Origin of the sequence: Sphingomonas faeni (assembly GCF_040407495.1) — a bacterium.
In the GTDB taxonomy this organism is placed as follows: domain Bacteria; phylum Pseudomonadota; class Alphaproteobacteria; order Sphingomonadales; family Sphingomonadaceae; genus Sphingomonas; species Sphingomonas faeni_D.
This window is the reverse complement of sequence record NZ_JAPZPP010000003.1, coordinates 143,428-168,979: the sequence shown is the minus strand read 5'-3', so window position 1 is coordinate 168,979 and position 25,552 is coordinate 143,428. Positions and strand designations below refer to the sequence as shown.

Sequence of the window (25,552 nt, the reverse complement as noted above, 5' to 3'; positions counted from 1 at the left end):
CGAGGATGCGATGATGAGACGGTGGCCGTTGGCGCTGGTGTTGGGCGCCCTGTTCGTGACGGGCGCAAGCGCGCGGGATGCTGCGCCCACACGAAACGCGCATTGGATCGCGACCTGGGGATCGTCGCAGATGATCGCCGAAGGGGACAATGCGCTTCCCACCGATCGGGCCGGCGCGATCACGCTGCGGCAGGTCGTGCGCGTGTCGGCCGGCGGCGAGCGCGTGCGCATCCGGCTCTCCAACGCGTTCGGTACGCGCCCGCTTGTCATTGGCGGCGCGCACCTTGGACGGTCGGTCTCTCTCGGTACGCCGCGGATCGAAGGCGGCGCCCGGCTGACCTTCTCGGGGCAGAGCGAGGCGGTGATCCCGGCCGGCGCGGAGATCTATAGCGACCCGGTCGCGCTCCGGGTCGCAGCCGGGGCCGATCTTGCCGTCAGCCTGTATCTGCCGGACGCCGCGAGTCCGCAGACCGGGCATCCGGGCTCGCGGGCGACGAGTTTCACGCTGGCCGGCAACGCAGTCGCGGACGGGACGCTCGCGAGTGCGACGCCGACGACGCATTGGTATGCGCTCGCGGATGTCGAGGTCGCGGGGGCGCCGGCCGCGGGTGCGATCGCGGCCATCGGCGACTCGATTACCGACGGTTATGGCGTAAAGCCCGAGCGCAATACCCGCTGGCCCGACGTACTGGCGCAAAGACTGCGCGCGCGCGCTGCAACGCAGGCGATCGGTGTCGTCAATGCGGGGATCGGCGGCAATCGCGTGCTGCTCGACGGGCTCGGTCCCAATCTGGTCGCGCGGTTCGATCGCGACGTGATCGCGCGCAGCGGGGTGCGCTGGGCGATCGTGCTGGAGGGCGTGAACGATCTCGGCGTGCTGACCCGCGATGCGCCCGCCACGCCAGCGCAGCACGCCGCGCTCGTCGCACAGCTCAAGGCCGGCTTCACGCAACTCGTGGCGCGGGCGCATGCCCACGGGATCACGGTGATCGGCGGGACGGTCATGCCGTTCGGGGCCAACACCTATTACCACCCCGATGCCGCCAACGAGGCCGATCGGCAGGCGGTCAACGCGTTCATCCGCACCTCCGGCGTGTTCGACGCGGTGATCGATTTCGACCGGTCGATGCGCGATCCGGCGCATCCCGACCGACTATCCCCCCGGTATGATTCGGGCGATCATCTCCACCCGTCGGAGGCCGGGTATCGCACGATGGGCGAGGCCGTGCCCCTCGCTCTCTTCCGCCAGCCGACTGGCTAGATCGCGGCTAGATCCCGGTCGCGTACAGCGCGTGGTGCGTGAGGATGAACAACGTGCGGCGGTCGGCCCCGCCGATCACGAGCTGCAGCGGGCGTTCGGGGACGTCGATGCGGCGCGCGAGCGTGCCGTCGGGGGCGTAGACGAACACCTGGCCATTGGCGACGTAGAGGTTGCCAGCGGCATCGCGCGCGACGCTCTCGCCACCGCGGTCGGCGACGATCTTGAGGTCGGTCAGGCGGCCCTGATCGCCGACGATGCCGCTATAGGTCCGGTTCTCCGACGCGCTGGTCAGGACGACGCGTTCGCCGGGGACGGCGGCGACGAAGCCATAGCTGTCGAGCGTGTCGGACCAGCGCCAGCCGCGGTGATCGTCCGGCCCCTGGTTCCAGACGCGGAACGCGGGCAGGACGAGCGATCCGTCGGGGGAGACGTATTGCTGCGGCTTGGCCTCGCCCATCTTGGTAGTGAAGAAGTCGGCCATCGTCGGGTAGGTGTAGGTCGCCGGGTCGATCCGGTCGGCGAACTCGCCATTCGCCCAGACGTTGACGGGGAGCAGGGTGGCCGCTCCGCGGTGCGGGCTGGCGGGTGTCGGGGCGATCACCGTGACCTCGGCCGGCTTGGCGGGATCGATGCTGTAGACGGTGCCGTCGCGTCCCGCGGAGGACTGGACGAGCAGCTTGCCCGAGCGATCGACCGCGAGGTTCACCGCGTCGAGCGGCGCATCCGCGACGATCGACAGCCCCTCGGCCTTGGTCCAGCCATGGATCCGCTGGAACTGCCGATCGATGAAGTAGAGTTTCCCCTTCGCATCGACCGATCCGCCGGCGATCGAATAAAAGCCGTCGGTGAGCTTCTCAACGCCCGGCGTCACCGGGATCGCCGGCTGGGTCGCTGCGGTCTCTGGGGCGGCCGGCACGTCCAGTTTGGCGAACTCGCGCTCGCGCACCTCCTGCCGGCGGGTCATGTCCTTGATCGCGTTCTCGAACGGGAATTTGCTCGCGCGCAAATACGTGCTGCAGCCTTTCGCGTCGCAGCTCGCAAAGCCGCTTTCGGCGTTTACGTGGACGTTGCGGAAACGGATATCGCCGGAATTGTAGAGCTTTACCGCGGCGTCCATCGGCTTGATCGTCCGCGTCACGCGGTAGCCATGGTAGTTGGCGAACAGGATGTTGCGCGAGTTGCGGATCTCGGTGGAGATCGCATCGACGCCGTCGCGCACCTCCTGCTCGGTCTGCGGCGCGAGGAATTCCCAGTTCTCGACGGTATCGAGGACGATTTCGGCGCGGTAATGATGCTCGGCGGAGAGTTCGTAGACGTGGCCGGGGGTCCTGGTGTTCGAGACCTGGAAGCCGGCCGAGGCCAGCGTGTTGGGCGACCAGATCGCCGCGAACGTGCCGCCGCCGCCATCGGTCACCCAGATGCTGGGGTGCTGCCCATCGAAGCGCGCGCGCGGATCGCCGAAGCCGATCGGGCTGCCCTTGGTCAGCAATGTGCCGCCGCCGCCCTGAATCTTGACGTCGTTGACCACCGACGCCTCGCCCGCCTTCCAGAGCAGCGCGGTCGCGCGCGGGTTGACGCCGCCGGTCCACAGGCCGAGCCCGGAGACGATCGCGTTGCCGCCCTTCGCGCTCTGCAACAGCGCCTTCGGACCGCCGACGCCCATGTAGGCGGGCGTCTCGTCGGGCAGATAGAGATGCGTGAGGCTCGGGTGCAGCGCGATCAGGACGCTGTCGGGGCGGAGCTTGATCGTGTCGGTGACGCGGTAGCGGCCGACCGGGAGATACAGCACGCGGTGCGTGTCGATCGCGCGCTGCAACGCCGCGGTGTCGTCGGTGGTGTCGTCGCCCTTCACGCCGAGATCGTGCGCGTTCGCCCAATCGCGGACCGGCGGCATCGCGCGGATCGCCGGCGTCCGCCTGGCGGGCATGCGCGCGAGCGGCGCCATCTGGATATCGGTCGCATAGTCGCCGATCGTACCCAGCCCGGCGAGCTTCAGGCCGTAGGAGAAATCGCTGACGCGGTAGCGCGGCGCAGCCCCCGCCACGGTCTTCCCGCTGTCGCGGAAGCGGACGAAGGTCGGGGTGTTCGACGCGACCGCATTGTCGAAGCCGATCTGCGTGAAGACGCTGTTCTCGGCGGAGACGATCACGCCCGCCTGCGACACGTTCTCGAACCGGACGTCCTTGCCCCAGAGCGAGTCGGAATAGCCGCGGTCGATCTCGATCCCGACCGGGGTGTCGCGGATCGCGACGTTGACGAGCGTCAGGTCGACTTCGTGCTCGCGGATCGCCGCGTCGCGCTGGCCCTGGAATTCGGAGTCGATCAGCGTGAACTGCCACGCGGGCGAGGTCTTTTCCGACATGATGCCGTAGCGACCGCCGAAGAAGCGCAGGTCCTCGAACTCGTTGCCCGCCTGATAGACGCCGGCGAGACCCGAGCCGATGTGGAAATCGACGTGACGCAGATAGCCGTGCTGCGCGACGCGGAAGCGGACCGCGACTGCACCGGCATTGCCCGCGCCGATCCGGAAATCGACGTTGGAGAGCGCGGAATAGAAGGTGCTGGAGGTCGCGTCGAAGATCGCCGGGTCGAACGGCACGCTGGTGCGCGGCGGGACGGGCGCCTTGCCGACGCGGTACTGGTCCTCGCCGGTGAAGCTGACCATTGCCGCGACGCCCGAGGCGTAGCCCGCGCTGTTGTCGCCGAGCACGATCTCGGGGCGGGTCGGGCCGATGCCGAAGATGCGGACGGCGGAGCGGACGAAGATGGTGCGGGTGATCCGGTAGCGGCCTGAGGGGAGGAACACGATTCCGCCCTGCCCGCCTGCGGCCGCCGCGTCGATCGCCTGCTGGAGTGCGGCACTGTCGTCGGCGCGACCGTCGCCGACGCCCTTGACGGTGATCGCACGGGGATCGTCGGGTTGGGTGCGATAGACCGAGACGGACTTGGTAGGGGCGGGTTTCGCGAACGCCGGCGCGGCGATCAGGAGCGCCGTTCCGCAGAGCAGCCATTTCGCAACCATCGTCGGTCTCCCGTTATCAGGACAGCAGCCCTACCGTTCGTGGCGATGCGCTTCATCTGCGACGATGGTCGTATCTTTGGGGGTGACTTCCGATCCTCCCCCGCAAGGGGGGGGTGGCGCGAAGCGTCGGAGGGGGAGGACACGGAACAGCGGTTTCCCTTGCCTCCCCCTCCGTCTGGCAAACGCCAGCCACCTCCCCCTGGCGGGGGAGGATCGAAGGGGGGTGTCAGATCGCTAGCGTCTGCGCGACGATCGCGGCCTGCGTCCGGTTGCGGACGTTGAGCTTGCGCATCAGCGCGGTCATGTGGACCTTCACGGTGGCTTCGGCGATGCCGAGGTCGAACGCGATCTGTTTGTTGAGCAGCCCGGAATGGACGCCGCGGAGCACCCTGATCTGGGTCGGCGTTAACGCAGCGTGCTGCACTGGCGCCTTTGCCGCCGGGGGATGCCCGATATCGTGGCCGGTCCGTTCCATGGTCATCCTCCCTGAGCGTCAGCCTATGCCGGGACGGTTCGGTGTCGCGACCGGGTCTGCGCCGTTGATCCAGCGATCCGGCTATACGGATTCGGTTGGACAGGTTTCGAGTATGGGCCACGCATTTGCACGCAATCAAGCCTTTTCTGTTGTCAGACCGAAAAGACCTGTCGTACAGATATTCATAATTACCAGCAGGCGAAGGCGCCGCTGAGCGACGGGAGGGGCCTGATGCCACACGCACCGGATACGCGTGCACGGACTGCACGGGACGCGCGCGATCCAACGCTGGCGGCGGGCCGATGATGAGCGCCGACATGCGGTTGGTGATCGCCGCGCTGGCCGGCATCGGGCTCGCGGTGGTGATGATCGTCCGCGGCCGGCTCCACCCCTTTATCGGCCTGTTGTGCGGCGCGTTCACCGTCGGGCTGCTTGCCGGCCTCCCCCTCCCCGACGTCGCGAAGGCGGTGCAGAAGGGCGTCGGCGACATCATCGGCGGCACCGGGCTGGTCGTCGCGCTGGGCCTGTCGCTGGGCGCGATGCTGCATCTGTCGGGTGCCGCTGCGTCGCTGGCCAAGGCGGCGCTGCGGATGACCGGCGTCCAGGCCGCGCCCTGGGCCACGCTGGGCATCGCGATCGTCGTCGGGCTGCCGCTGTTCTTCGAGACAGGCCTCGTCCTGCTGCTGCCGATCGTCGTCGCGGCGGCCGAGGAGATGACGGGCAAGGACGGCGCGGAACGCGACACCGCCAAGCTCAGGCTGATCATGCCCGCGCTGGCGGGGCTGGGCGTGGTCCATGCGCTGGTGCCGCCGCATCCGGGACCGTTGCTCGCGGTCGAGGCGCTCGGTGCCAGCCTCGGCAAGACGATGCTCTACGGGATCGCGATCGCCATCCCGACGGCGATTATCTCCGGACCATTGCTGGCGAAGTTCACGACCCCCGGCGTGCGGCTGGAGGCGCCGGTGCTGCACGATCATGCGCTCTCCATCGCACCGCCGGCGCGGCTGTTGTCGCTGTTGATCGTGCTGCTGCCCGTGCTGATGATCGCGACCGGCGAGTTGGGGCAGATGATTCCGGGGATGAAGGGCACCGCCTGGCTGGTCGCGGCGAGCAACCCGGTGGTCGCGCTGCTGCTGACCAACCTGATCGCCCTGCCGCTGCTGTTCGGCCGGCGGCTGCGCGATGCCGCGATCCAGAATGCGGTGTGGCACGAAACGATGGGTGCGGCCGGCGCGATCCTGCTGGCGATCGGTGCAGGTGGCGCGTTGAAGCAGGTGCTGGTGACCGCCGGCCTCTCCGACCTGCTGGCGCGCACCGTGCTGATGTATTCGATCTCGCCGCTGTTGCTCGGCTGGCTGGTCGCGGTGGGCATCCGCCTTGCTGCAGGGTCCGCGACCGTGGCGACAATTACCGCGGTCGGGATCATGCCGGGCGTGGTCGCAAGCTCGGGCGTGTCGCCGGAGCTGGTCGTGCTGGCGATCGGCGCGGGATCGGTATTCTTCAGCCACGTCAACGATCCCGGCTTCTGGCTGGTCAAAAGCTATGTCGGCACCAGCACTGCGGACACGTTCCGGACATGGTCGATGCTGGAGACGGCGATCTCGGTGGTCGGCCTCGCGCTGGTGATGGCACTGAGCTATGTCGTCTGACGATGCCGCAGCCCCCTATTCGAGGCCGGTCGTGAACGGCGGCGCGCGGCTGGCGGACCGGGCCTATACCGGGATCGTCCAGATCATCCTGGACGAACAGCTCGCGGTCGGCGACCGGCTGCCCGCAGAGGACAAGCTGGCGACGATGTTCGGCATGTCGCGGACGATCGTCCGCGAGGCGCTGGCACGGCTTGCGTCGGACGGCATCACGCAGGCGCGGCGCGGGGCGGGATCCTATGTCAAACGGCGACCGTCGGAGCGGCTCGGGTCGCACATGCCGATGGCGGACATCGCCGCGACGCTGGGCACCTACGAAGTGCGCTTCGTGCTGGAGGCGGAGGCGGCGCGGCTGGCGGCGCAGCGCCGGTCGCATCCCCAGATGGACGCGATCGAGCGCGCACTGGAGGCGCTGCGGACGGCGCTGCTGTCCAATGCGCCGGCGCATGACGAGGATTGGGTGCTGCACCGCGCGATCGCCGAGGCGACCGCCAATGCCGCGTTCCTCCCGGTCTTCGATCATCTCCAGGACGCGGTGATGCTGATCCTGCGCGCGGGAGTCGACATATCGCGATCGCGCCCGCCCGAGGTCATCAAGGCGATGATGGACGAGCACGACGCGATCGTCGAGGCGATCCGCGCGCAGGACGCGGACGGCGCCGCGCTGGCGATGCGCTGGCATCTGTCGCAGGGTCGCAAGCGGCTGATGCCATGAGGATGTAGGTGGCCGCTTGCGACCATGGTCGTAGATGTTACCGCACCCACTCTATTGTAGACTGCGTCCACAACGACACGTCGCCAAGCCGGATCACGGTACGTGCAGCGTGCAACAGGGGGATGGTTGGATGCACAAGGTCACGCGCGGTCGGCGATTAGGCGGAGCTTCGAATGGTACCGTAACCAGCATGCTCGTGCTGGCGACCGCGTTGCTGTGCGCGCCTGCTGCAGCCCAGACAGCCGCTACGACGTCCGACCTGCCCGCGTCGACGCAATCGGCCGATCCGGCAGCGCCGCTCCAGACGCTGACCCCGCAGACCGCCGCAGACGATCGGGCCGAGGTGGACAAGGACATCGTCGTCACCGGCTCGCGCATCACGTCGAGCGGCTTCAACGCGCCGACGCCGACAACCGTGATCGGCGAGGACCAGATCCTCAAGAACGCGCAACCCAACATCTTCAACGCGGTGGCGCAATTGCCGTCGCTGCAGGGCTCGACCGGCGCCTCCACCGGCACGTTCAGCACGTCGAGCGGCACGCAGGGGCTGAGCTCCTTCTCGCTGCGCGGGCTCGGCCCGATCCGCACGCTGACCCTTCTCGACGGCCAGCGGGTGGTCGGCGCCAACGTCTCCGGCGTGCCCGACATCAGCATGTTCCCGCAGCTGCTGGTCAAGCGCGTCGACGTCGTCACCGGTGGCGCATCGGCCTCCTACGGCTCGGACGCGGTCGGTGGCGTGGTCAACTTCATCACCGACACGCGCTTCAAGGGCTTCAAGGCGAACGTCCAGGGCGGCATCACCAACTATGGCGACGACAAGCAGGGCCTGGTCCAGGCCGCGTTCGGCACGTCGCTGTTCGGCGACAAGCTGCACCTGATCGTCAGCGGCGAATATGACGACGAAGACGGCGTCGGCCCGGGCGATTTCGGCACCGACCTCGCCAAGCGGCGCGACTGGTACCGCGCCACCACGCTCGTCAGCACCAATCAGAAGAACAACGGCCTGCCGGAGTTCAATTATCGCGACTATGCCCAGCCCTATCAATATGCGCGCTACGGCCTGATCAACAACGGTCCGCTGCAGGGCATCGCGTTCGACCAGAACGGCGCGCCGTACAATTTCAACTATGGGTCGAACGGCGTCCCGGTCCGCAACGTTCCGAACAACAATGCCCCGGCCGGCGTTACCGGCTGCTTCCCCGGCAATAGCTTCTGCGTCGGCGGCGACCTGAGCGGTGCGCCGGGCTCGGGCGCGTCGCTGAAATCGTCGCTTGAGCGACTGAACGGCTTCGGGCGGATCGGCTTCGATTTCGCGGAGAACAACGAAGCCTATGTGACCGTCAACATCGCGCAAGTGAAGACCAGCAACCAGCCAAGCCCGGGCTACAACCGCGCCAGCCTGACCGTGCAGTGCGCCAACCCCTTCCTGCCGCAGCTGGTGCGTGATCGCTGTGCGACGGCGATCAATCCCGCCACCAATACCGTGGGAATCACGCAGTTCGGCTTCGGCACCAGCAACGGCAACTTCCCCGATCCACTGGTCCAGACGGATCGTCGCCAATACCGCTTCGTCGGCGGGCTGAAGGGCAAGTTCGACATCGGCGGGACGCCGTGGACCTATGACGCGTATTACGAACACGGCATCACCCTCGTGGCGATCGACGTCGACAATACCGTGTTGCAGTCGCGCTACGTCGCCGCGACCAACGCGATCACGCTGAACGGCGCGATCGTCTGTGCCGATCCGGTCGCACGCGCCGCCGGTTGCCAGCCGATCAACATTTTCGGTGGCGCGGTGCCGTCGGCATCCGCGCTCGCCTATGTGCAACCTGGCAACGGGCCGCTCCAACGCACCAAGCTGACGCAGGACGTGGCGAGCCTCAACTTCTCGGGTGAGCCGCTCAACCTATGGGCCGGGCCCCTGTCCGTCGCGTTCGGTGGCGAGTATCGCCGCGAATTCTACCGCGTCCACGGCGATCCTTATGGCGCCGGTGTCACCGCCGTCAGCCCGAACAGCACCGCCTATCCCGCCGATCCACTCCTGAATTCGTCGCTTGGCAGCAACTGGGCTGCGGGCAACTACAAGAACGGCCGCGGCAAGTACGAGGTGTACGAAGGATTCCTCGAGCTCAACCTGCCCTTGTTCGACAGCAAGGCGATCGGTCGCGCCAATCTCAACGGCGCAGGCCGCGTGACGCATTACAGCACCTCGGGCACGGTCTGGGCCTGGAAGGCCGGCGGCACCTGGGATACGCCGCTGGACGGCATCCGGTTGCGCGCCGTCACGTCGCGCGACGTCCGCGCACCGAACCTGTCCGAACTGTTCGCCGCGCCGACCGTCACCACGCTGCCGAACTTCACCAACCCGTTCCCACCAGGCGGCGGCGTCCAGGCGTTCCAGAACACCGTCGGCAACCCCGACCTGAAGCCGGAGATCGCGCGCAACACAGAAGTCGGTATCGTCCTGTCACACCCCTCATGGGCACCGGGTCTCGGCCTGTCGTTCGATTACTACAAGATCAAGCTGGACGGCGTGATCTCGACGCTGTCGGCGGACCAGATCGTCCGCTTCTGCTTCGAGGGCAACCAGGCGTTCTGCGGCGGCTTCGTGCTCAACAGTCCGGTTCAGGGCGGCAATTTCATCAACGTCCAGCCGTTCAATCTGGCATCGTGGAAGACCAGCGGGTTCGACATCGAGGCGAGCTATCAGTGGAAGAAGCCGCTCGGTATTCCCGGTAATTTCACGATGCGCATCCTCGGTACGCATGTGAAGGAGTTCCTCGTCGATGCCGGGATCGCCAATGTGGCTGTCGTGGATCAGGCCGGGGCCAACAATGGCGCGACGCCGGACTGGAAGTGGCTGGCGACGCAAAGCTACGACAACGACGTCTTCAGTCTCAACCTCCAGGAGCGCTGGTTCTCGGACGGGGTGTTCGGCAACCAATATGTCGTCTGCACCAGCGCTTGCCCGGTCTCGACCGCCAATCACCCGACCATCGACTACAATAAGATGAAGGGCGCGTTCTACCTCGACCTCGGCGGATCGGTGAACGTGACCAAGCAGGTCAGCATGTTCTTCAAGGTCGACAACCTGTTGGATCACGATCCGGCGCCCGCACCGCAGACCAATACCGGGCTCGACGTGAACCCCGCACTGTACGACACGCTGGGTCGCATCTACCGGCTCGGCGTACGCGCGCGCTTCTGAACGGAGCGCTCCACCGGCGATCTCACCGGCCGGGCGGCCTTCGAGGTCGCCGGGCATGGCGTATTTGCACTCGGGCAAGCGTGATCGAACCACCGTCTGGTCCGATGCGACCGGCACGCATGTTGTAAACGTCGTCGCGGATCGGCACGGTTCCGTATCGCGGTCTTTTCAAGACGTTCGCCATGACGGAGCCCTTCCCATCGATGTGAAACACACCGGAGTCCTTGCTTTGCCGCGAACCTGGCTAGCGCAGGCCAGACACGGCGCGACGCAGGGCGTCGATCACGATGGCGTGCTGCGGCAGATCGCCGAAGAGGCCGGATGGTCGGGCCGCTACGCGTTCCTGATCGTCATCTCCGCGGCGATCTCGCTGCTCGGCCTGCTCATGCCCTCGGTCGCGGTGCTGATCGGCGCGATGCTGCTGTCGCCGCTGATGATGCCGATTATCGGCCTCGGTTTCGGCATCGCCACGCTCGATTTCCACGAGATACGCCGCGCCGCGACGGCGCTCGTGCTCGGAGCGGTCATTGCGGTCAGCCTGTCGGTGGTGCTGATCCTGATGTCGCCGGTCCAGACGATCACCAGCGAGATCGCCGGACGGACGCAGCCCACGCTGTTCGACCTGCTCGTCGCGTTGCTGTCGGCGATCGCGGGCGGCTATGCGCTGATCCGCGGACGTGGCGGCACGGTGGTCGGCGTGGCGATCGCGATCGCGCTGATGCCGCCGCTGGTCGCGCGCTGCTATGGCTTTGGCAGCCATCTGTCGCCGCACCACACCGGCGTGCAGCTCGTCCTGTTCGCGGTCGCGATCGGGGTGCTGTCGATCCCGCTGGGCGCCGGGCTGCGCCGGATCGCCTTCGAGGCAGTTGCGCAGCGGCAGGTCCGCGATGCGCTGGGGGAGGACTTTCCGGCAGGCGCGCGGCTGAGCCAGGTCGAGATCGACCACGGCGCCACGCCGGTCCGGGTACGCGCGGTGATGCTGACGCCGCGGATCGAGCCCAATGCGGACCGCAAGCTTGCCGCGGACCTGCGCCGGCGGCTCGCCCGACCGGTCGACGTCCATATCGACCAGGTCCGGATCTCGCCCGAAACCGGCGCGGTCGAGGCGGCACAGATCGCGCGCGCGGGTAATGGCGACGCCTTGCTCGCCGCCCGCACCCGCGACCGGGCGATCGCCGACGTCGCGCTGATCGCGGGTGTTCCGGCGGGATCGGCCACCGTCGATGGCGCGTCGCGCACGATCAGCGCCACCGCGGCGCCGCTGCCCGGCCTGGGCATAGCGGGGTATCGCGACCTGGAGCGACGCGCGGATGCCGCGGTGCCCGACTGGCACGTGACTCTGGCCCCGCCCGGCGATGTCGCCTTGCCGGATATCGCGATCAAGGCAGGCGTGATCGACGATGCCGCGCTCGATCAGGCGCAATGGGTGTCCGCCCGACTGGCCCGGACGCTCGACGTAAGCGGTGGGACGCTGCGCCAGCGCACTGCGGTCGCCGAGGGCATTGGCGCGCGCGGCGGCAAGCCGGCGGTCGGCAGGGCGGGCGGGCGCCTCCGTCTTGAATGGGCGCGTGATTCGGAGGTGCCGGACGTCGGCTCGTCGCCGGGGACGCGCTGAGCGGCGTACCATGGCTGGCGTACCATGACCGGTCGACCTCGAATGATGGCTATGTGCACGACGACCGGTACCGCCGATGTCGACGTGTTCGACGGCGATATCACATGCTGAATATGAGAAGTTTGTCGGGAGGGCCGCATCGGCCTCGACAGCTGTTTTCCGTAGGAAAACTGGAGCGGGCGAAGGGATTCGAACCCTCGACCCCAACCTTGGCAAGGTTGTGCTCTACCCCTGAGCTACGCCCGCTCTGGCGCCTATGTCACCGGTCTGAAGCGACACGGCGACTGGGTGAGGCGCGCTGTTAGCCCGGTGTTTCCGGGACGGCAAGCGCCTTCTGCATTCTTACGATAAAAATGTGGTCCGGCGGGTACGACCGGCACGCAAAAGGGGCGGACGTTGCCGTCCGCCCCCTCGTGGTCGTACGTCGTGCGAAGCGATCAGAACTGGAAGTTCGCGCCGATCCTGATCGTCCGGCCGACCGCACCGATCTGCGTGTAGGTCGGGTTGTAGTTGACCGCGGCATAGTTGCCCGCGTTCAGCGGCGCCTTCTGGTCGAGCAGGTTGACCACGTTGAAATACAGGTCGAACTTGTCGTTGACCTTCACGTTGCCGGTCAGGTCGACGTCGACGAAGTGCTTCACGTGGCAGTTGAAGTCGGGATCGGTGCCCTGATAGGTGCTGCTGGTGGCGCAGTCGACAGCACCGGTAACCGGATTTGCCCCGTACTGGTCATAGGCCACCGCCTTGTAGCCCGACGTGTAATACGCCGTCGCAGTCAGCGTGTACGCCTTGTAGTCGATGCTGTTCTGCCAGTTGCCGCGCCATGCCGGCGTGCCCGCGCCCGACGAGGTGATGTACGGCGCCTGCGTGCCGACGAAATCGACGAACGGATCCGCATCGCTCTGCTTGAAGTCGTAATGCAGGATGTAGGTCGCCTCGGCGCGGCTGGTGAAGTGGAAATCGTCGCTCGGCTTCAGCTGCACCAGCGCCGAGAAATCGAGCCCCGAGGTCTTGAGCGCGGCGGCATTGGCATAAGGCGAGTTGACGAACAGCGCGCGGGCCGGGGCATTCGGGTAGGACGGATCGATCGCGTCCGGCGTCACGCTGTAGCCGGTCGGCAGCGCGGTGCCCGCGTAATAGGCGGCGAGCGCCTGGTTCGCGAGCGGGCCGCCGGTGATGACGCGCGTCTTCTTGATGTTGTAGTAATCCGCGGTGAAGCTCAGCCAGCGTAGTGGCTGGACGACCACGCCGCCGGTGAAGCTGCGCGACAGCTCGGGCTTGATGTCCGGGTTGCCTGCGGTGTTGAAGCCGATCGAATAGGACTGGTTGTACGCGCTGCCGCCCGAACAGGTCGTGCCGGTGACCGTGGCGCCGTGCTGCGCCTGGACCGAGCAAGGCGGCACGGCGGTGGTGAAGCCGACCACCGAGCCCGACGTCTCGGCGAAGCTCGGGGCGCGGAAGCCCTTCGAGAAGGTGCCGCGCAGCGCGACCTGGCGGATCGGCGTGAACTTGACCCCGATCTTCGGCGAGAAGTGGCTATAGCCTTCCGAATAGTGATCGAAGCGGCCCGAGCCGTCGATCTCCAGGCTGGACAGGATCGGCGCGTTGACTTCGAAATACGCCGATTCGACGGTGCGATTGCCGACGGCCGAGAACTGGTTGAGGTTGATCGTCGTGAAGTTCGGGTTCTGGCTCGGATCGTTCTGCGCCTCGTAGCGGACCGAGCCGCCGACGCCGAGCTGCAGCGGACCGCCCGGAAGCTGGAACAGGTCCTTGGTGATGACGCCCTGGATCATGTCGAGATCGCTGGTCGCCTGCGTGCGGACGGTCGGCGAGATCGAGGCACGCACCGTGGCGGTGTTCAGCTCGGGATTGACGAAATTATAGCTGCCGGTGGTGATCGCGGTCTGCAGCCCGGCGAGGTTGAGATAGCCGTCCTGCGTGATGTCGAGCCACGAATGCGCCGCGGTGATCGACGCCGAATAACCCCAGCCCTCGCCGAACTGGCCATCGATGCCGGCGGCCGCGCGGATCACGTGGTTCTTGTACTCGGAGGTGCTGGCGATGTCGCCGAACCGGTAGCGGATCGCGGCCGGGTCGTTGGGGTACGGGTTGTTCGGGTTGTCGGCACCGTTCGCCAAGGTCGCGGGCAGGACGATGTTCTGCGTGTTGACCGGGTTGGCCGAGCGGATCAGCGACGGATTGCCCTGCGACTTCACGTCGTTCTGGAAATACGACGCGATCAGATAGGCCTGCGTCTTGTCGTTGATCTGCGCGGTGCCGTGGACGGTGACGCCGAACCGGGTCTGTTCGGGCTGGATCTGGCCGTATTGGGAGACCAGGTTCTGCTCGCAGCCCTGATCGATGAACGTCGTGCCATCGCGCGGCGTGGTAACGAGCGTCTGCCCGGCCGCACAACCATTCTGATTGAGCACCTGGAACGGACCGGTCGCGAGGCCGGTGCCCGACAGGATATTGCCCGGCGTCGTCACCGTGGTCGGCGCGACGACCGCGCTGGTGGTCTGACCCGGCGCGACCGAGCCCGCATTGTTGTTGTCGCCGCCGATCGAGGTCAGATCCTGCGTGTTGTACGGGAAGCCGCGGTTGCGATTGTAGATCGCGTCGTTGTGCTGATATTCGCCGCTGACGTAGAAGTTGAAGCCCTGCTCCTTTAGCCGTCCGGTGCCGAGCGTCAGCGTTGCGCGCTGGCTGCCGCCGTCGCCGCGTTGCGTCACGCCGCCCTCGACCGTGCCGTACGCGCCGACGATCTCCTTCTTCATGATGATGTTGACGACGCCGCCGATCGCATCCGCGCCGTAGCTCGACGAGGCGCCGTCTTTCAGCACTTCGACGCGGTCGACGATCGCGTTCGGGATGGTGTTCAGGTCGACGAACGAACGCTGGCCGTCGTCCGCGAGCGGGTAGTTCGCGGTGCGCAGGCCGTCGATCAGGGTGAGCGTCGAGTTCACCGACAGACCGCGCAACGAGACCCCCGACGAGCCGGCGCCGAAGCCGCCGGTGAACGAGGTCGGGACCGACCCGCTGCTGTCGGCGGAGATCGACCGCACCGCGTCGGACACGTTGTTGATGCCGGCCTTGGCGAGCGAGTCCGCGGTCAGCACGGTGACCGGCGACGGCGTCTCGGTGTCGGTGCGGCGGAACAGCGTGCCGGTGACGACGATGTCCTGCGGCTGATCGGCGTCGGCGGCGGCGGTAGCGGCGGCGGGAGCAGGGGCCGCGGTTGGCGCGGCGGTCGGTGCAGGCGAGACGTCGCCCTGGGGAGGCGTCGAAACCGACGTGCTGGGCTGGACCTGGGCATCCTGCGCGAAGGCAGGCACGGTGCCGATCAGCCCGGCGAAAACGAGTGCCGAAAGCGCCGAGCTACGAAGCAGCGTCGGCCGGAAAGCGATGGTGGTGGTCATGGCAAGCAATCTCTCACTGGGCCCGTCTCCACCCTTCGCGAGGATGGCATCGAGCGCGTTCCGGAACGGCCGCACCCGGGGAGGAATGTGGCGTGGCGGAAGACGTGAGGCCGTGTCGCAAAACTGTAAATAAGTGAGATCAGGTGCTCGCAAGATCGCGGATTTAGTGTCTCAGAAAAGACACTGTTCCTGTCGTATTTTTCATGTTTGCGTCATGCTCGCGGATGAACCGTGCATCATCTGCGAGCGACCGAAGTGCAGTGTCCCGGTGGTTTTATCCACGTCGATTACGGTCCGGGATCGACCGCCGGAAAAGATTCCGCTTGGCGACTCCGGTACTAGAACATTACAAGAACAGTTGTGAACGAGTCGTCCGCCCTGATCGCCCGCCTGAAGCGGATCGCCACGACGGGGATGCCGACTCAGGGCGATGGCCGTGCCGACGATGCGTGGCTGACGCAGGGAATGGCGAAGGCGCAGTTGCACGAGATTTTCGCCACCGTCGACGATTCGGCGAGTGGCGCGGGGTTCGCGGTTGCGTCGGTTCTGGCGGCGCGTGCGGCGCCCGTGATGTGGTTGCGGACCGAGGCGAGCGAGCGTCAGGGCGGGCGGCTGCATGCGACCGGGCTGGCCGAGATGGGGCTCGACGTGACGTCGCTGGTGCTGGGCCTGGTCGAGGACGAGGCGAGCTTGCTGCGTGCCGCCGCCGATGCCGCGCGGTGTCATGGGCTCGGCACGCTGTTGATCGAATCCTGGGGACGCGCGCCGGGGATCGACCTGACCGCGACGCGACGGCTGATGCTGGCGGCCGAAGCCTCGGGCGTGACCATCCTCAGCCTGCGCATCGGGGCCGAACCGGTGCCGAGTGCGGCCGCGTCGCGCTGGCGCGTGGCAGCATCTTGCTCCCGGCTGTTGGAAGCCGACGCACCTGGCAAACCTGCCTTCGACATCGAATTGCTACGCCGACGCGGAGGCCAGGCCGGTCTTCGCTGGCGTGTGGAGTGGGACCGTGACGCGCACATCTTCGACCAAACCGCCTTCGAAACCGTCAGTGCCGAAGGCACAGGCGGTAATTCCGCGGCGCTACTTGGCGCTGGTATTCCCGTGGCTGCCGATCGAGCGGCTGCGGACGATGCGGCCGCATCTGTTCGTCGGACGGGCTGAGACGCCGATCGCGTTCGTCGAGACGGTGTCGGGCGGGATTCGGCTCAAGGCGCTGGACCGTGAAGCCATGCGAGCAGGGCTCCGGCCCGGTCTGACGCTGGCGGATGCGCGGGCGCAAATACCCGAACTCGAGGTCTACGAGCATGACGCGCATGCCGATCACGAATGGCTCGAGCGGCTGGCGGACGGGTGTCAGCGCTACACGCCTTCGGTCGCGCTCGACGAACCCGATGGGCTGATCCTCGACATCGCCGGGTGCGTCCACGAGTTCGAGGGCGAACGGCGTTTGGCGGCCGATCTGGAGGAGCGCCTCGCGCGACGCGGTCTGCTGGTGCGTCACGCGTTCGGCGATACGCCCGATACCGCGCGGGCGTTGGCGCGGTATGCGGGGGCGCCGGCGCCGGATGAAAAGCGCGCGGTCAAGCGGTTGCCGGTGGCGGCGCTCGGCCTCGACGAGGATGCCACGACCGCCCTCTCACGCGCGGGACTGAAGACCGTCGGCGACGTGATGGCGCGTCCGCTCGCGACGATTGCTGCAAGATTCGGCGAGGAAGCGGCGATGATGATCCGCCGACTCGACGGGTCGGTGAAAGGGCCGATCGTCGCACGGCGCACGGTGGCCAAGATCGGTGTCGAACGGCGTTTTGCGGAACCCATCGCGCGCACCGAATACGCGCTGGAGATGCTCGCCGAACTCGCCACCGAAGCCGCGGGACAGCTAGCCGATCGTCACGAAGGTGGCCGGCGGTGGGAGGCGCGTCTCTTCCGCGCCGACGGCCTCGTCCAGCGGCTGCGGATCGAGACCGGGCAACCGACACGCGACGTGGCGCTGTTGATGCGATTGTTCCGCGAACGGATCGACAGCCTAGCCGATCCGCTCGATCCGGGGTTCGGCTATGACCTCGTTCGGCTCGACGTTGCGCTCGCGGAGAAGCTCGATGCCTCGCAGTTGAAGCTGGAGGGCGGTGAAGCGCAGAAAGGCGAGGTCGCGCAACTCGTCGATCAGCTCGGCACACGGCTGGGCCGAGGGCGCGTGCGTCGGTTCTCGGTACGCGACAGCCACATACCCGAGCAGGCCGAACTCATGCTGCCCGCCGCCGAGGCCCCTGCCCCGACACCGTGGGTCGCGCCCGAAACCGGCGAGCCGCCGCTGCGGCCGATCTACCTGTTCGACCCGCCGCAACCGATCGAATCGATGATGGCCGAGGTCCCCGACGGCCCGCCGCACCGGTTCCGCTGGCGCCGCACCGTCCACGACGTCGCGCATAGCGAAGGCCCCGAACGGATCGCCGGCGAATGGTGGCGGCGCCAGGACATACCGACGCGCGATTACTACCGCATCGAAGACCGCCGCGGCCGCCGCTTCTGGATCTTCCGCCACGGCCTGTATTCCGAGATGGAGGCGCCGCGCTGGTACCTCCACGGTGTCTTCGCGTGAGCGCGCCAGCGTCATGACCGGGTTCGCCGAACTCGTCGCCGCGACCAATTTCTCGTTCCTCGATGCGGCGAGCGATGCCGGTGCGATGGTCGGGCGTGCGGTGGAACTGGAGCTCGGCGGGATCGGGATCGCCGATCGCAACACCGTCGCCGGCGTGGTCCGCGCGCACCAGGCGTTGAAGAAGGCACGCGCCGGTCTGCTCGGCATGGCGATGCCGCCGATCGATTTCCGACTGGTGGTCGGCACGCGTCTGATCTTCGAGGACGGTACGCCGGACATCGTCGCCTACCCCGCGACACGACACGGCTGGGGCCGGCTGACGCGGTTGCTGACCGTGGGCAACAGGCGTGCCGAAAAGGGCGGCTGCATCCTCGGGTTAGGCGACCTGATCGCGCACCATGCCGACATGATGCTGGTCGTCATGCCCGAAAGCAGTGCGAGAGGGGCCGTTCCGGTATCGCCTTTACCCGACGGCGACGCCCTGCCCGAACGGCGCAAACGCGATCTGTCGACAATCCTCAAGGCGGTGAAGCGACTGGGGTCCGATTCGGTCTGGCTGGGGGTGACGATGCCGCGGGGCGGTCGCGATCGGCGGCGGCTGGCGCGGTTGGGGCGGATCGCCGATGCGGCGGGCGTTCCCGTGCTTGCGACCACCGACGCTCTCTACGCCTATACCGACGACCGCGACCTGCACGATGTCGTCACCTGCATTCGCGAGCGGACCACGATCCACAAGGCGGGGCGCCTGCTGGCCGCGAACGGCGAGCGGCATCTGAAGCCCGAGGAGGAGATCGCTCGGCTGTTCCGCGACCGCCCTGACGCCGTGGCGCAGAGCGCGCGGTTGCTGTCGCGGATCGCGTTCTCACTCGACGATCTCAAATACGAATATCCGCACGAACCCATCCCGGCCGGCTGGGCGGCGCAGGATTGGCTCGAGCATCATGTCTGGCAACTCGCCCTGGAACGCTATGACTACCGCGTGCCGGAGAAGATGCGGGCGCTGCTCCACGAGGAATTCGCGCTGATCCGTGAGCGCAAATACGCCTATTATTTCCTGACCGTGCACGACATCGTCCGGTTTGCCCGCGCGCAGGATCCACCGATCCTGTGCCAGGGGCGCGGCTCGGCCGCCAACTCGGTCGTATGCTTCCTGCTTGGGGTCACCTCGGTCGATCCGATGAAATACGACCTTCTCTTCTCGCGGTTCGTGTCGAGCGAGCGTGACGAGCCGCCGGATATCGACGTCGATTTCGAGCATGAGCGGCGCGAGGAGGTGATGCAGTATATCTATCGCCGCTATGGTCGCGAGCGCGCCGCGATCGCCGCGACCGTCATCCATTACCGGCCGAAGAGCACGGTGCGCGAGGTCGGCAAGGCGCTTGGGCTGACCGAGGACGTGACGCAGCGGCTGACGAGCACGGTGTGGGGCAGTTTCTCAAGCCGGTTCCAGGAACAGCGCTTTGCCGAAACCGGCTTCGACGTCGACAATCCGGAGATCGCGCGGTTGCGCGAGATGGTCGACCGGCTGCTCGAATTCCCGCGCCATCTGTCGCAGCATGTCGGCGGGTTCGTGCTCACCCAGGGGCGGCTCGACGAAATGGTGCCGATCCATAACGGCGCGATGGAGGAGCGCACCTTCATCGAATGGGACAAGGACGATATCGACGCGCTCGGGCTGATGAAGGTCGATATCCTCGCGCTCGGGATGCTGACGTGCATCCGAAAGGCGTTCGACCTAATGCGCGAGCATGGTCACGGCGATCACCTGCTCGACACGATTGCGGTGGCCGAGGACGACCGAGTCTATGACATGCTCTGCAAGGGCGACAGCATCGGCGTGTTCCAGGTCGAGAGCCGCGCGCAGATCAACATGCTGCCGCGGTTGCGTCCGCGCGAGCTGTACGATCTGGTCGTGCAGGTGGCGATCGTCCGGCCGGGGCCGATCGAGGGCGACATGGTGCATCCGTATCTGCGGCGGCGCAGCGGCAAGGAGGTGGCCGAATACCCCTCGCCCGATCCGAAGTTCGGGCCGGCCGACGAACTCAAGCAACTGCTCCGCTTCACCTACGGCGTGCCGTTGTTCCAGGAACAGGCGATGAAGCTGGCGATCGTCGCCGCAGGGTTTACCCCGAACGAGGCGAACCAGTTGCGCAAGGCGATGGCGACGTTCCGAAAAGTTGGGGGCATGGACAATTTCCACGCCAAGCTGATCGGCGGGATGGTCGGCCGGGGCTACGAGCGCGAGTTCGCCGAGCGCTGTTTCAAGCAGATCGAGGGGTTTGGGTCGTACGGGTTTCCCGAGAGTCATGCCCTGTCGTTCGCGCGGCTCGTGTACGTCTCGTCGTGGATCAAATGCTTTCACCCGGCGGTGTTCTGCTGCGCGTTGCTCAATTCGCAGCCGATGGGATTTTATGCGCCGGCGCAGCTGGTGCGCGATGCGGTCGAGCACGGGGTGTGCGTGCTGCCGGTCGATGTGAATGCGAGCGGGTGGGATAACAGCTTATCCTCCCCGGCACGGGGAGGGGGACCGCGCGCAGCGGGGTGGAGGGGGGCTTCCGCGGACGTATCGCTTGCGGCTGGGCCTGTTACGAGCGCGGCGTTTGGGGATGCCATCCTTCCAGGCGGAGCGTCCGCGGCGCCCCCCCTCCACCATCCTGCGGATGGTCCCCCTCCCCGTACCGGGGAGGATGTGCGGCTCGGATTCCGGCAGGTCGATGGGTTTCGGAAGGATTGGGCGGACGAGATCGTTCGCGTTCGGACCTCGCCGTTCGCTGGGATCGAGGACCTTGCGCGGCGCGCGAACCTGCCGCAGCGGGCGATGAACCTGCTCGCCGATGCGGATGCGTTTCGGTCGGTCGCGAAGGAGCGGCGCGAGGCTTTGTGGGATGTGCGCCGGACGCCGCCCAAGCAGCTTGCGCTGTTCGCGGCGGCAGAGGTGCCCGAGCTTGGCGCGGAGCCCGACGCGCACCTGCCGGCGATGCCGCTGTCGGAACAGGTTGCAGCGGATTACCAGACGACGCGACTCTCGCTGAAGGCGCATCCGATGGCGTTCCTGCGCGAACGTTTCGCCGCCGAGGGTATCCTGTCGAGCGCGCAGGCCAACGCCACCAAGGACGGGCGGCGCGCGAAAGTGGCGGGCGTCGTTCTGGTCAGGCAGCGGCCGGGCAAGGGCAATGCGATCTTCGTGACGATCGAGGACGAGACGGGGATCACCAACGGACTGATGTGGGCGCGTGATTTCGAGGCGAATCGTCGCGCGGTGATGGCGTCGCGGCTGATGGTGCTGGAGGGCGTGATCCAGCGTAGCGAGGAAGGCGTGACGCACCTGATGACGTCGCGCGTGCAGGATCGCACCGAGATGCTGCGTCTGTTGTCGGAGGATCACGCGCTGGAGCCGCCGCTGGCACGGGTCGACGAGGTGATCCGGCCGGTCCTCACGCGAAGTCCCGATGCCCGCGCGCATCATCCGCGCGCGACGCACCCCCGCGATGTGCGCGTTCTGCCCAAGTCGCGGGACTTTCATTGACGGCGGATCGCCGTTCGCCCCTACGATCCTCCCTCGCCAGGGGGAAGTGGCTGGCTCTTGCCAGATAGAGGGGGGGGAAAGCGATGGCTGGCGTTCCGTGTCCGCCCCCTCCGACGCCTTCGGCGCCACCTCCCCCTGGCAGGGGAGGATCGGTCTGAGTAGCCGGCCGTGAGTTGTTCGGCGCAGGTATCACCGTCGTCGCCCGGCAAGCGCAGAATCGCAGGACCAGCAGGGGGCAACGTTCGCGGCCTTCGATCCTTGCTCAAGCCCGGGATGGCTCGCACCGTACGACGACACCGCACGTTTGTCGTGAATATCGATCCATCCTAGAGGTGGCATTCGCCGCGGGCGCGCCCCAAATAGCGCGTCTGGATTACACGGGAGTTGAACTTGGCCACGCTTGGAATGTCCCCCGCGGAGAAGGACGCCGTCGAGGCGTTCCGTCGCGATGTCGTCGAACCGTCGATGACGAGCCTCGTGATCATCGATTTCTGGGCGGAATGGTGCGGGCCGTGCAAGGCGCTGACGCCGACGCTGGAGAAGGTCGCCGCGGATTACGCCGACAAGGGCGTCGTGCTGGCGAAGGTCGATACCGACAAGAACCAGTTCATCGCCGCGCAATTCCAGATCAAGTCGATCCCGACCGTCTATGCGATGTTCCAGGGCCAGCTGGTCGCCGACATGACCAGCGCGCGGACCGAATCGCAGTTGCGCGTGATCCTCGACCAGTTGCTCAAGCAGCTGCCGATCGAAGCCGGCGCAACCGACGCGTTGCCCGACGTCGAGCCGTTGATCGCGATCGGCGAAGAGGCGCTCGCAGCCAATGATGGCGAGCGCGCGCTCGGGATTTTCCGTGAGATCGCCGAAATTGCGCCCGAGCATCCGCAGGTCCATGCCGGCTTCGTCCGCGCACTGGTCGCGACCGGGCAGCTCGACGAGGCGAGCGACTGGCTGGCAAATCTCGATCCTGCGATCGCCAAGGACCCGGCCATTACCCGTGCGCAGGCCGCACTCGCACTCGCACAGTCGGCCCCGCCGGTTGAGGATTTGTCGCCGCTGTTGGCCGCGGTCGAAGAGAACCCCGACGACCTTCAGGCCCGGTTCGCGCTCGCCAACGGCCAGATGGCGGCGAACGACCGTGATGTGGCCGCCGACACGTTCCTCGGCATCATCGCCACCGAGCGCGACTGGAACGAGGGCGCGGCGCGGACGCAGTTGCTGAAATTGTTCGAGGTCGTCGGGCTCGAGGATCCGTGGGTGTCTGGACAGCGACGCCGCCTGTCTGCGATCCTGTTCGGATGACCACCGAGTCCGCCCCCCCGCGCGCCACCACGCGGCTGTCGATCTTCCCGCTGCCGGGGGCGCTGCTGTTCCCCGGCATGCACCTGCCGCTGCACATGTTCGAGCCGCGCTATCGGGCGATGATCAGCGATGCGATGGCGCGCGACCGGCGGATCGGGATGATCCAGCCGCGGGGCGGACCGCATGACGACGCGAACGCGCTGTACGACATCGGTTGCGTCGGCAAGATCGCCGAAGTCGAGGCGCTCGACGACGGGCGCTATAACGTCGTGCTGGTGGGTATCGCGCTGTTCCGGATCGTCCGCGAGTTGGATGTGACGACCGCGTTCCGCCAGGTCGAGGCGGAGTTGTTGCCATTGATCGAGGACGACACGCTGTCGCTTGGGCGCCGGTCTTCGCTGGAGTTGGAGTCGCGTCGCTTCGCGGACATGCAGGGCTATGCGGTCGATTGGGATGCGGTCGGCCGGCTCGACGACGAGAGCCTGGTCAACGGCATCGCCCAGATCGCACCGTTCGATGCCGCGGCAAAGCAGGCCCTGCTCGAAGCGCCGGACATTGAACAGCGCGCCGAACTGATCATCCAGTTGATGCAGTTCTTCGGGCGGCATGACGGCGACGAATCGGTGACGTTGCAGTGAGCGCGCTCGATCCGTGGCTGCTCGAACGCCTCGTCTGCCCGATGACGCGAACGCCGCTCCGCTATGACCAGGCCGCGCAGGAACTGATCTCGGACGCGGCCGGCCTTGCGTATCCGATCAAAGACGGCGTTCCTGTGATGCTTGTCGAGGAAGCGCGGCAGCTTGGCGGACGCGTACCCGATTGATGCCATCGACCGACCGCCGCCTCCGGAGTCTTGGCGCAGTTTGGGGACTTGGGCTTGTCGCATCGGGCTGGGCGCCATTCGATCGCGCGACGTGGTGGATGGAGATTGCGCCCGTTCTGGTCGCCTTTCCGATACTGATCGCACTGCGCCGCCGTTTCATCTTCACCGACCTGGCACTGCTGCTGATCGCGCTACACGGCCTCGTTCTGATGCTGGGCGGTGCCTACACCTATGCACGCGTACCGATGGGTTTCGCGGTGCAGGACTGGCTGCATCTCGCCCGCAATCCCTATGATCGGTTCGGCCATCTGATGCAGGGCTTCGTGCCCGCGATCGTCCTGCGCGAGATCCTCATCCGGACCGGCAGCATCGCGTCCCGTCGGCTCCTGACGATCACCGTCCTTGCCTACTGCCTGTCCGTCAGCGCCTTGTACGAACTGATAGAGTTCGGCGCCGCCGTCGCGCTCGGCCAGGGCGCGGACGCGTTTCTCGGCACGCAGGGCGACCCGTGGGATACGCAGTGGGACATGCTGATGTGCCTGGTCGGCGCCATACTCGCGTTGGCCCTGCTATCCCGCGTTCACGACAGGCAGATTGCCCGCCTCAGATTTTGAGGCCCTGCAACAGCTTCGGCAAGTCGCCACTCTCGCCGCGTGCTTCTGCCATGAAGCGATCCTTGAGCGGCGGGATCGCGTTGACCGCGCTGATGCCGAAACGACGCACGGCACTGGCGGTCTTGCCGGGGAGGCCGAACAGGCGGGTGAGCGTGTCGGTGGCGGCGGCGGTCATGAACGTGTCGAGCCCGCGCCAACGCTGGTAGCGCGCGAGCAGTGCTGCGTCGCCGAGGTCGAGGCCGAGACGCTTGCCCTCGACCAGCACTTCGGCGAGCGTCGCGACATCCCGGAAGCCAAGGTTGAGGCCCTGCCCGGCGATCGGATGGATGCCGTGGCCGGCGTCGCCGACCAATGCGAGACGCTGGTCGGTGATCCGCGCGGCGTGGTGGAAACCGAGCGGATAGCTCGACCGCGGCGTCGCCATCGACAGCGCGCCGAGGAAGCCGCCCATGCGCTTTTCGGCTTCGGCGAGGAAGGCGCGGTCGCCCAGTTTCAGCATGCCGGGCGCGTTCTTCGAGTCGACCGTCCAGACGATCGCCGAGCGGTGGCCATCGGCGTCATCCGGCAGCGGGAGCAGCGCGAACGGGCCGCTCGCGTAGAAGATCTCGTACGCGACATCCTCGTGCGAACGTTCGTGGTGGAACGCGGCGATGATCGCGGTGTGCTCGTACGACCAGCGCGCGATCGTGATTCCGGCGGCCTCGCGCGTCGGCGAATTGCGGCCCTCCGCGGCGATCAACAGCGGCGCGCGAATGACGTCGCCCGAGTCCAGCGTGGCGGTGACGCCCGATTCGGCACGGTCGACCGACGTAGCGCGAGTCTGCATGCGGAGGTCGACATGCGGCGCGGCGGTCGCGGCGTCGAACAGCGTTCGGCGGAGCAGCTTGTTCTCGTACATCGTGCCAAGCGCGCCATCGTCCGCGGCGGGGACGAAATCGAGCGCGCCGGGCTCGAGGCCATCGCTGACCCGGATCTGGCGGATCGCACAGCCCTGCCCCGCCAGCGTCCCGCCAATGCCGATCGCGTCGAGCATGCGGTGGCTCGCGCTCGCCACCGCGGAGGCACGGCCGTCGAAGCCCGGTGCCAGCGTCACCGCGGGGTCGGCGGGGTCGATCACGATCGTCGAGATGCCGTGCACGTCGAGCGCCACGGCGAGCGTCGCGCCGACCAGCCCGCCACCGAGGATGATTACATCTGTGTCCATGAGGCCGCTTTATCCCGCCAGCCGGTCGCTGCCAACGACGTTCCCGACGCGGTTTAACCCGTGTTGTCGCGTGGTTACCTTGACGTTGAGGCCGCCTAGCGCGATGCATTTCCGCAT

General features: G+C 67.0%; 16 protein-coding genes and 1 tRNA gene. 12 read left to right on the top strand and 5 right to left on the bottom strand.

What is annotated here, in order from left to right; translation table 11 throughout:
* The first annotated feature begins 13 nt into the window (after positions 1-13).
* Entirely contained in the window at positions 14-1,261 is a 1,248-nt protein-coding gene (locus tag O6W96_RS10700) for an SGNH/GDSL hydrolase family protein (protein WP_353469530.1), read from the top strand.
* A gap of 7 nt (positions 1,262-1,268) precedes the next feature.
* On the opposite strand, the gene O6W96_RS10695 is transcribed toward O6W96_RS10700, so the two are convergent.
* Positions 1,269-4,283: a glycosyl hydrolase family 28-related protein gene (locus O6W96_RS10695; RefSeq protein WP_353469529.1), complete on the bottom strand. Its 3,015-nt coding sequence runs from the start codon at positions 4,281-4,283 to the stop codon at positions 1,269-1,271.
* Positions 4,284-4,509: 226 nt separating this feature from the next.
* A complete protein-coding gene (locus O6W96_RS10690; RefSeq protein ID WP_353469528.1) occupies positions 4,510-4,758 on the bottom strand; it encodes a helix-turn-helix domain-containing protein in 249 nt (82 codons plus the stop codon).
* 302 nt (positions 4,759-5,060) lie between these two features.
* Between O6W96_RS10690 and O6W96_RS10685 the strand changes: the two genes are divergently transcribed.
* The 4 genes from O6W96_RS10685 (at position 5,061) to O6W96_RS10670 (ending at position 11,942) form a co-directional block, all read left to right on the top strand.
* Positions 5,061-6,407, top strand: a complete 1,347-nt coding sequence (locus O6W96_RS10685) for a gluconate:H+ symporter (protein ID WP_353469526.1) — start codon at positions 5,061-5,063, stop codon at positions 6,405-6,407.
* Complete coding sequence (locus tag O6W96_RS10680) at positions 6,397-7,119, top strand: FadR/GntR family transcriptional regulator (protein WP_353469525.1); 723 nt, start codon at positions 6,397-6,399, stop codon at positions 7,117-7,119. Before O6W96_RS10685 ends, O6W96_RS10680 begins: the two co-directional genes overlap by 11 nt.
* Positions 7,120-7,309: 190 nt before the next feature.
* Positions 7,310-10,327 carry a TonB-dependent receptor plug domain-containing protein gene (locus O6W96_RS10675; RefSeq protein WP_353469524.1) on the top strand — a complete coding sequence of 1,006 codons (3,018 nt, stop codon included), beginning with the start codon at positions 7,310-7,312 and terminating at the stop codon, positions 10,325-10,327.
* 205 nt (positions 10,328-10,532) lie between these two features.
* Positions 10,533-11,942, top strand: a complete 1,410-nt coding sequence (locus tag O6W96_RS10670) for a DUF389 domain-containing protein (RefSeq protein ID WP_353469523.1) — start codon at positions 10,533-10,535, stop codon at positions 11,940-11,942.
* Between the two features lie 171 nt (positions 11,943-12,113).
* Here O6W96_RS10670 and O6W96_RS10665 read toward each other — a convergent pair.
* Together O6W96_RS10665 and O6W96_RS10660 are read right to left on the bottom strand one after the other, a co-directional pair.
* Positions 12,114-12,188 (bottom strand) — tRNA-Gly (locus O6W96_RS10665).
* Between the two features lie 191 nt (positions 12,189-12,379).
* Complete coding sequence (locus O6W96_RS10660) at positions 12,380-15,364, bottom strand: TonB-dependent receptor domain-containing protein (RefSeq protein ID WP_353469522.1); 2,985 nt, start codon at positions 15,362-15,364, stop codon at positions 12,380-12,382.
* A 360-nt stretch (positions 15,365-15,724) separates the two neighbouring features.
* On the opposite strand from O6W96_RS10660, the gene O6W96_RS10655 reads away from it, so the two are divergent.
* From O6W96_RS10655 to O6W96_RS10625, 7 genes are all read left to right on the top strand, one after another.
* A complete protein-coding gene (locus O6W96_RS10655; protein WP_353469521.1) occupies positions 15,725-16,528 on the top strand; it encodes an ImuA family protein in 804 nt (267 codons plus the stop codon).
* Complete coding sequence (locus O6W96_RS10650) at positions 16,497-17,966, top strand: Y-family DNA polymerase (protein WP_353469967.1); 1,470 nt, start codon at positions 16,497-16,499, stop codon at positions 17,964-17,966. Before O6W96_RS10655 ends, O6W96_RS10650 begins: the two co-directional genes overlap by 32 nt.
* A gap of 13 nt (positions 17,967-17,979) precedes the next feature.
* Entirely contained in the window at positions 17,980-21,492 is a 3,513-nt protein-coding gene (locus tag O6W96_RS10645) for an error-prone DNA polymerase (RefSeq protein ID WP_353469520.1), read from the top strand.
* A 405-nt stretch (positions 21,493-21,897) separates the two neighbouring features.
* Positions 21,898-22,794: a tetratricopeptide repeat protein gene (locus tag O6W96_RS10640; protein WP_353469966.1), complete on the top strand. Its 897-nt coding sequence runs from the start codon at positions 21,898-21,900 to the stop codon at positions 22,792-22,794.
* Positions 22,791-23,432, top strand: a complete 642-nt coding sequence (locus O6W96_RS10635; protein ID WP_353469519.1) for an LON peptidase substrate-binding domain-containing protein — start codon at positions 22,791-22,793, stop codon at positions 23,430-23,432. The genes O6W96_RS10640 and O6W96_RS10635 overlap by 4 nt, the downstream gene beginning before the upstream one ends.
* Positions 23,429-23,617 carry a Trm112 family protein gene (locus O6W96_RS10630; protein ID WP_353469518.1) on the top strand — a complete coding sequence of 63 codons (189 nt, stop codon included), beginning with the start codon at positions 23,429-23,431 and terminating at the stop codon, positions 23,615-23,617. The genes O6W96_RS10635 and O6W96_RS10630 overlap by 4 nt, the downstream gene beginning before the upstream one ends.
* Positions 23,617-24,231: a DUF2238 domain-containing protein gene (locus tag O6W96_RS10625; protein WP_353469517.1), complete on the top strand. Its 615-nt coding sequence runs from the start codon at positions 23,617-23,619 to the stop codon at positions 24,229-24,231. The genes O6W96_RS10630 and O6W96_RS10625 overlap by 1 nt, the downstream gene beginning before the upstream one ends.
* On the opposite strand, the gene O6W96_RS10620 is transcribed toward O6W96_RS10625, so the two are convergent.
* Complete coding sequence (locus O6W96_RS10620) at positions 24,221-25,435, bottom strand: UbiH/UbiF/VisC/COQ6 family ubiquinone biosynthesis hydroxylase (RefSeq protein WP_353469516.1); 1,215 nt, start codon at positions 25,433-25,435, stop codon at positions 24,221-24,223. The genes O6W96_RS10625 and O6W96_RS10620 overlap by 11 nt on opposite strands.
* Positions 25,436-25,552: the final 117 nt, after the last annotated feature.

What these genes read in the sequence shown, in the direction of transcription:
- O6W96_RS10660 (WP_353469522.1), bottom strand. Translation starts at nt 15,364, where the DNA reads ATGACCACCACCATCGCTTTCCGGCCGACGCTGCTTCGTAGCTCGGCG.
- O6W96_RS10625 (WP_353469517.1), top strand. Translation starts at nt 23,617, where the DNA reads ATGCCATCGACCGACCGCCGCCTCCGGAGTCTTGGCGCAGTTTGGGGA.
- O6W96_RS10645 (WP_353469520.1), top strand. Translation starts at nt 17,980, where the DNA reads ATGACCGGGTTCGCCGAACTCGTCGCCGCGACCAATTTCTCGTTCCTC.
- O6W96_RS10690 (WP_353469528.1), bottom strand. Translation starts at nt 4,758, where the DNA reads ATGGAACGGACCGGCCACGATATCGGGCATCCCCCGGCGGCAAAGGCG.
- O6W96_RS10685 (WP_353469526.1), top strand. Translation starts at nt 5,061, where the DNA reads ATGATGAGCGCCGACATGCGGTTGGTGATCGCCGCGCTGGCCGGCATC.
- O6W96_RS10640 (WP_353469966.1), top strand. Translation starts at nt 21,898, where the DNA reads ATGTCCCCCGCGGAGAAGGACGCCGTCGAGGCGTTCCGTCGCGATGTC.
- O6W96_RS10700 (WP_353469530.1), top strand. Translation starts at nt 14, where the DNA reads ATGAGACGGTGGCCGTTGGCGCTGGTGTTGGGCGCCCTGTTCGTGACG.
- O6W96_RS10650 (WP_353469967.1), top strand. Translation starts at nt 16,497, where the DNA reads ATGCGGCCGCATCTGTTCGTCGGACGGGCTGAGACGCCGATCGCGTTC.
- O6W96_RS10635 (WP_353469519.1), top strand. Translation starts at nt 22,791, where the DNA reads ATGACCACCGAGTCCGCCCCCCCGCGCGCCACCACGCGGCTGTCGATC.
- O6W96_RS10680 (WP_353469525.1), top strand. Translation starts at nt 6,397, where the DNA reads ATGTCGTCTGACGATGCCGCAGCCCCCTATTCGAGGCCGGTCGTGAAC.
- O6W96_RS10695 (WP_353469529.1), bottom strand. Translation starts at nt 4,283, where the DNA reads ATGGTTGCGAAATGGCTGCTCTGCGGAACGGCGCTCCTGATCGCCGCG.
- O6W96_RS10620 (WP_353469516.1), bottom strand. Translation starts at nt 25,435, where the DNA reads ATGGACACAGATGTAATCATCCTCGGTGGCGGGCTGGTCGGCGCGACG.
- O6W96_RS10675 (WP_353469524.1), top strand. Translation starts at nt 7,310, where the DNA reads ATGCTCGTGCTGGCGACCGCGTTGCTGTGCGCGCCTGCTGCAGCCCAG.